Annotated in this window: 8 protein-coding genes; 1 reads left to right on the plus strand and 7 read right to left on the minus strand. The window is 57.9% G+C overall.

The features are described 5' to 3' along the window. The 6 genes from GXX82_12995 to GXX82_13020 form a co-directional block, all read right to left on the minus strand. Positions 1-545: RlmE family RNA methyltransferase (locus tag GXX82_12995; GenBank protein ID NLT23956.1), on the minus strand; the 545-nt coding region annotated here is incomplete at its 3' end. Beyond that, a complete protein-coding gene (locus GXX82_13000; GenBank protein ID NLT23957.1) occupies positions 538-1,605 on the minus strand; it encodes a hypothetical protein in 1,068 nt (355 codons plus the stop codon). The genes GXX82_13000 and GXX82_12995, both read right to left, overlap by 8 nt. Positions 1,606-1,642: 37 nt before the next feature. After that, a complete protein-coding gene (locus GXX82_13005; protein ID NLT23958.1) occupies positions 1,643-1,846 on the minus strand; it encodes a heavy-metal-associated domain-containing protein in 204 nt (67 codons plus the stop codon). A 147-nt stretch (positions 1,847-1,993) separates the two neighbouring features. Continuing rightward, complete coding sequence (locus tag GXX82_13010; GenBank protein ID NLT23959.1) at positions 1,994-3,595, minus strand: Na/Pi cotransporter family protein; 1,602 nt, start codon at positions 3,593-3,595, stop codon at positions 1,994-1,996. Positions 3,596-3,601: 6 nt separating this feature from the next. Further along, entirely contained in the window at positions 3,602-3,931 is a 330-nt protein-coding gene (gene metG / locus GXX82_13015) for a methionine--tRNA ligase subunit beta (protein ID NLT23960.1), read from the minus strand. 52 nt (positions 3,932-3,983) lie between these two features. After that, positions 3,984-4,610, minus strand: a complete 627-nt coding sequence (locus GXX82_13020) for a fumarylacetoacetate hydrolase family protein (protein ID NLT23961.1) — start codon at positions 4,608-4,610, stop codon at positions 3,984-3,986. A gap of 134 nt (positions 4,611-4,744) precedes the next feature. On the opposite strand from GXX82_13020, the gene GXX82_13025 reads away from it, so the two are divergent. Continuing rightward, positions 4,745-6,214: a M48 family metalloprotease gene (locus GXX82_13025; GenBank protein ID NLT23962.1), complete on the plus strand. Its 1,470-nt coding sequence runs from the start codon at positions 4,745-4,747 to the stop codon at positions 6,212-6,214. A 148-nt stretch (positions 6,215-6,362) separates the two neighbouring features. Here GXX82_13025 and GXX82_13030 read toward each other — a convergent pair. Next, positions 6,363-6,499 (minus strand): thiamine-binding protein (locus GXX82_13030; GenBank protein ID NLT23963.1); only part of this gene is annotated, 137 nt, incomplete at its 5' end.

Consider the following 6,499-nt stretch of genomic DNA (forward strand, 5'->3'; position numbering starts at 1 on the left):
GACGCCGCGGGTTTGTACTGGGAAACCTTGCGGAAGCGCATCTGGAGCTCGGTGGTAATACGCTTCTGAATGCCTGTCGAGAAGGACTTGATGATGAAGTGACCGCCAGGCTTGAGAGCCTCGTCGACGACCTTGAGGACGCAGGTGAAGAGTTCTTCGATATGCGCGTCGTCCACCTCGCGTATCCCCGAGAGGTTGGGCGCGATGTCGCAGGTGACGGTGTCGACAGCGGCGAGAGAGAGGCGGGAAAGAAGGCCGGGAACATCCGCCTGCCGTATGTCCGCCTCTATGGCGGTTATGTTCTTCAAGGAAAGAGGGGGTGTGGGGAGGATGTCGATGCCGATGACGGTCCCCCTTTCACCGACCATCCCCGAAAGGACCTGGAGAAAGCTTCCCGGCGCGCAGCCGAGGTCCAGAACGGTATCTCCTTTCTGTACGAGATGAAACCTGTCCTCGATCTCCTTGAGCTTGTAGGCGCTCCTTGCACGAAACCCTTCCTGCTTCGCCTTCTTGTAGAATGGGTCCTTGAGTATGAACCTAGCCATGGGGACCGATCAGGAGATTGCCATCGGCGGGGCTTTCCTGCCGGGCCTCGAGGCCTTTTCTCAGAAAGAAGGAGAAGGCATGGTCGAGGGCCGTCTCATCCTGAAGGACCGAGAGTGTTCCCCTGTACCGTGCGTGGTCGCCCATGCGGTGGAAGAGGTATGCGTAGTCCTCGAGGAGGCGCTTGAAGAGAGGTACCTGAGACGCGACATCATGGCGTCCCATGAGGTCCCTGAGGTAGGTGTCCTTCTTTTCTTCCATCATGTGCCGGGGCAGAACGATCGTTGACCCTCCCGTCGAGAGGTAGGATCTGCGGTCCTCTTCGATGCCTTCCCAGGAGAGGGAGAAGGGCGTGAAGATCTCGTGCCTGAGAACATCGTGGAGCGACAGGGGAGCCACGTCGTCCGCCACGGGGAGGGAGTGGATGTCATCCGGTCTGTGAACGGCATCTTTCAACTGAGCGACAAAGGATCTAAGGGACCCTATGGCGTCCGTGAAACGACCGGACAGCCTCGCCCCTTCCTCGACGATGAACGCCGCGTAGGCGGGGGATATATTGAGGAGGAAGGCCGGTTCCCTTGCGTTGTCCCTGTAAGCGGCCACGATCTGCTCAAGGGACCTCCTGTCGACAGGTGAGCTCATAAGCTCGCGCAGGCCTTCACGAAAGTGGAGATCGCCGTTGAGGAAGACGAAGGTATTCTTCCTGACCTCGTACGCCGCCATGACCATCCGGGAGCCGGAATTGTCGAAGTTCGTCAGGAAGCCCACGTTGACCCGCGCCTCTTCAACCTTCCTGAGGACGGACTCGCCTTCCGGGCGGAGCTCTTCCACCTTCACCCCTGATGACCTCAGGCGGAATATGGTCTTGCGAATGAGTTTGCGGATCTCCTTGTCGGTCTCCTGGAGATAGATGGCATTGAGAAGAACGCCGGTCTCCTCGCTCCTTTGGTCGCCGAGGCCTTTGAGCAGGGAGAGCTTCTCGTCGCCCGCAAGGGTGAAGTAATACTCCACCTTCTTTTCAAGGTCCTGGGCGCTGTCGATCACCCGTATCAACTCATTCATGACATGCTCTACCCCGCTTCCCGGAGATGTTCCCTTCTTACCGCTTGACGGAGAACCCTGCCTTCTCGATCGCCGCTTCCAGGTCCTTTGGGCTCGCCTTGCCCTCATCATATCTGACAACGGCGCTTCCGATCTCCACATCGCTCGACTCAACCCCGGCGACGGCGCCGAGGGCTTTTCTGACTGCCATAACGCAGTGCTGGCAACTCATGCCGTCTATCGTGAGCTTCGCCTCAGCCATAGCGACCTCCTTTTTTTCATCCATTATAGCATAAAAGACATCGTTGGAACCGTTGGAATCGTTTGAACGAGAGAAGAACCAGACCTATGAACCTTGCCGTCGCTCTCCGTCTGCATTTTTCCGTGCAAACGGTTCCAACGGTTTCTTTCATTCCTCTTCCAACTCGTTCGTCAGCCGGGCGATCACGAGACAGTGGTTCGATATGTGTTCCAGATTGACGAGGACATCCACATATATGGGCCCAGCTTCGGCGAGGCAGAGTTTTCTGTAGAACCGTTCGAGATGGTCGCCTGTGGCCTTCTTGATCTTTATGTCTATCCTGTGTTCCCGCTCGATGACGACGCGCACCAGTGCGATATCCTTCTTCTCGACAAGTCGACCGGCGTCTGCGAGGTTGTCGAGGACGAGGGTGCCTATGCTGCGAAGTTCCTCGTTTGCGGCTGGAGTGAAATGGGCCCTTCGCTTGAACTTCTGTTCCGCCAGTTCACCGAGGTTAACGGAGCGGTCTCCCATGCGCTCTATGTCATAGGCAAAGGAGGAGAAGGCGAAGAGTTTCTTCGTGAGGGGCTGTGAAAGGGCGCCGCAGGAGATGCCCCAGAGATACGTCGTAATCTCGGCCTGGAGGTTGTCCATCACGAGTTCCATGTACATGACGTTGCGGCGCTTGTTCCTGCTGTAGGAGATGAAAAGCTCCAGGGATTGGAGGAGCATGCGCTGCGCCAGGGCGATCTGCCGTTTCAACTCGTTCCTGACACAGGCAAGGGCCATGTCGGGGCTGCCGAGATGTCGTGTGTTCAGGTATTCCGGCCACATGGGAATGACGGCGTGTTCCCCGGGAAGGACCCTGCGGATGACATTCGAAAAAGGGGTGAGGAAGAACATAAAGACGACGACGATGACAATATTGAAAAGAAAATGGCAGAATGCAATCTGCTGGGCAATGCTCGATGACATTACCTTTAACACCTCGATGAAGGGCGACAGGCACACCATGCACACGAGGGCGCCGGAACACTTGAAGATAAGGTGAGCGAGCGCGGTCCTCCTGCCGTTGACATCGCTGGCGACGCTGCCGATGAGGGCCGTCGCCGTGGTTCCAATGTTGGCGCCGATGACTATGGGGACGGCGTTATCCACGGACATGAGTCCCTGCATGCCGAGCATGACGAGCATGCTGATGGGGATGGCAGACGCCTGGACGATTCCCGTGAAGACGAGACCTATAAGGAGACCCATCAGGGGATTCTGCGTTGAAAGGAAATAGCGCGCAAAGACCGGGCTGTTCTTGAGCGGGGTGGCCGCGTCGCCGATGAGGCTCAGGCCGTAGAATATGGTGCCGAAATAGAGAAGGGCCTCGCCGACGATCTTGAGGCGGTCCCTGCCGAGAAAGTAAAGGACGATCCCGCCGAAGAGAAAGAGAGGAGCGATATCCGTCACTTTCCAGACGACTAGCTGTATGGTGAGCGTCGTCCCGATATCGGCACCGAGGATGATGCCCAGTGAATGATAGAAGCTCACGAGGCCGGCGCTGACAAGCCCCATGGTGAGCAGCGTTGTCGCCGAGCTGCTTTGAAAGAAGATCGTGGTCACGAGTCCCGCGATGAGCCCGTAGAAGGGCTTCCTGACAGAGAAACGGATATACTCCCGTATCCGGGAACTGAACACCCGCTGCATCTGCTCGCTGAGCTTCAACATGCCCAGGAGGAAAAGAGCGACGCCTGCCAGGAAGAGGAAGATGTGGTGGACCATCCCCTGTCAGGATATCTTGCTGCCGTTCGGTATGGCCTTGTCGAGGATCAGGAGGACGACCGAGGATTTGTCTTCGTTGGAAGCTGCGAGCAGCATGCCATGGGACATGATGCCCCGGAGCTTTCTGGGCTCGAGGTTGGCCACGACGGCGATCTTCTTTCCGATGAGCTCTTCCTTCGCGTAGTATTGCTTGATGCCGGCGACGATGAGGCGTTCTTCACCCATGTCGACGGTCAGCTTGTAGAGCTTGTCCGCCCCCTCGATATCCTCACAGGCCTTTATCTCGGCCACCCTCAGGTCGATCTTGATGAAATCGTCAAACGTGATGTTATCCATGGCTGCTCCTTGGGTTCGATGACGCCGGTCTTGGTCCCGGCGGTCAGAGTATTCACGGCACGGCGGCCGTGACCGTGTTCGTAAGTATCCCTATGCCCTCTATCTCCACCTCGACGGTGTCACCGGGGAGAAGAGAGCCCACTCCGGGGGGAGTCCCGGTAATGATGACGTCGCCGGGGAGCAGGGTCATGATCCCCGAGATGAAAGACACCAGATCGTAGACGTCGAAGACCATGTTGGCAGTCGTCGACCGCTGCTTCACCTCACCGTTGACACGCGTCATGATCTCAAGGGTGGTCGGGTCTATATCGCTCGCAACCCGGGGTCCCAGGGGACAGAAGGTGTCGAAGGACTTGGCACGTGTCCACTGGCCGTCCAGCCGCTGCAGGTCCCGTGCGGTCACGTCGTTGGCGCATGTGTATCCGGCGATGAAATCACCGGCTTCGCCGACGGGAACGTTCCGTGCCCGTTTGCCCATGACGATGCCGAGCTCTCCTTCGTAGTGGAGTTCCTGTGTCTGCGCGGGGAAGACGATGGGATCTCCGTCGCCGATAACGGACGTGGACGGTTTCATGAAGATGAGCGGATAGCCGGGAAGGTCCATCTTCAACTCCCTGGCATGGTCCCTGTAATTGAGCCCCACGGCGACGATCTTCGAAGGATTGAAGCTTACACCCATGATGCCTCCCGGAAAGTGTTCGTGCTGTTCTATTTTACGCTTTCCCGATGTTCGGCTTCAAGTCATTTCCTTTGTTGACAAACGTCTGCGGAGAACATAAGAATGTAGGATAGATCACGGAGAAAGAGGTGGCCATGTCGATGACATCGTTCCCTGTGCTGTTCCGTCGGGTCCTTTCACTGGTGCTGGTTGTTCTCGCGCTTGCCGCCGCCGGCTGTGCCGTCAATCCCGTGACGGGCGAACAGGAACTGATGCTCGTTTCCGAGGCTCAGGAGATACAGCTCGGCAATGAACTTTACCCCAACGCCCTGTGGAGCGGAGAGGGCGGAGGGGGGGAGTTCAGGGACCCCGCGTTGAGGTCCTACCTGTCCGGTGTCGTCATGAACATTCACCGGGTCTCCCACAGACCCAACCTCCCCGTCGATTTTGCCGTTCAAAACACCTCAGTGCCCAATGCCTGGGCGATACCAGGGCACGTCGTGATGACCCGGGGCCTTCTCGCCGCCCTCGACAATGAGGCGGAGTTCGTGTATGTCATGGGTCACGAGATGGGGCACGTTTCGGCGCGCCATTCAGCGAGGCAGATGACCTACAGCATGCTCGGCCAGTTCCTTCTCACCGGCGCGGCGATCGCCATGGCGGGTTCCGAATATTCCGACGCGGCGCTCACCCTCGGGTCAGCGGGGGCCGGGCTTATCCTTCTCAAATTCAGCAGGAACGACGAGCTCGAGGCGGACAGACTTGGCGTCCAGTATATGACGCGGCTCGGTTACGATCCCCGGGCGGCGTTGAGCGCTCACAGGAACCTTGAGAAGGTCTCTGACCAGTACGCGCGGTCCATCGGCCAGAGCAGGCAGGAAAGCAGTTTCTTCAGCGAGCTCCTGTCTTCCCATCCCAGGACCTCCATCCGTGTCGAGGAGATACAGAACATCATCAACCAGACACCCCGGGTGGCCATATCCGGTGACGGGACTGCACGGCAGCGCTTCCAGACGGCCGTGGCGAACATCCGCCGCGTCAACGCGGTCTACGTGAATTACTACGACAAGGCCGTCCGCTCCCTTGAGAAGAACAATACCGGTGAGGCTCTGTCCTTCGTCAGGCAGGCCATAGCTCAGGACCCCGGGCAGGCACCGTTCTACGCGCTCTATGGCAGCATCCTGGTGAAGCAGAACAATCTTCCCGAGGCGGAGCGGTACTTTTCAAAGGCGCTCGGCATCGACGGCAACTATCAGCCTGCTCTGAGGGGAATGGGCGCCATCAGGTATGCCGGCAACAGGTATTCGGAGAGCGTGCAGTACCTTGAGAGGAGCCTGAAACTCTTCCCACAGGACCCGGCATCGAATTATTTCATGGGAATGAACTACTACAGGACACGTTCCTACAGGTACGCCATAGGCTACCTCAAACCCTTCTCGGAGGCCGCGCCGAAGCATCCCAGGATCCACGCCATCCTGGGACAGTGCTATGAAGCTGTGGGCGACTACCAGTCGGCGTACAGCCAGTATAACATGCAGCTCAAGGTCGCCCCGAACAACGACGCGGGTGGTGTAGCACGCTCACGCTCCCAGGCCATTGAGATGCAGTTCGCACCCAAGAAATGAGGAATGTTCAAGAGTTCAAGGGTTCAAGGGTTCAAGAGCAGAGAACAAAGAAAGGTCAACGGATGCTTCGGCCGGTGCGCGAATCGCCTTGACAGCCGACCCCTCTTCGCGGTCTTTCCCTTGAACCCTTGAACCCTTGAACCGTTTTTCAGGTTCTTAGCTTCTTCCCCACCTTGGCCTCGACGGAGGCTATCTTTCCTTCGAGCCTGCCTGAGGCGCCTTTGCGGATGTCGAACTTGACGGTGGAATAGATGCGGCCGCAGTCGGGTTCCAGTTGCTCATAGC

Origin of the sequence: Syntrophorhabdus sp., from assembly GCA_012719415.1 — a bacterium.
GTDB lineage: Bacteria > Desulfobacterota > Syntrophorhabdia > Syntrophorhabdales > Syntrophorhabdaceae > Delta-02.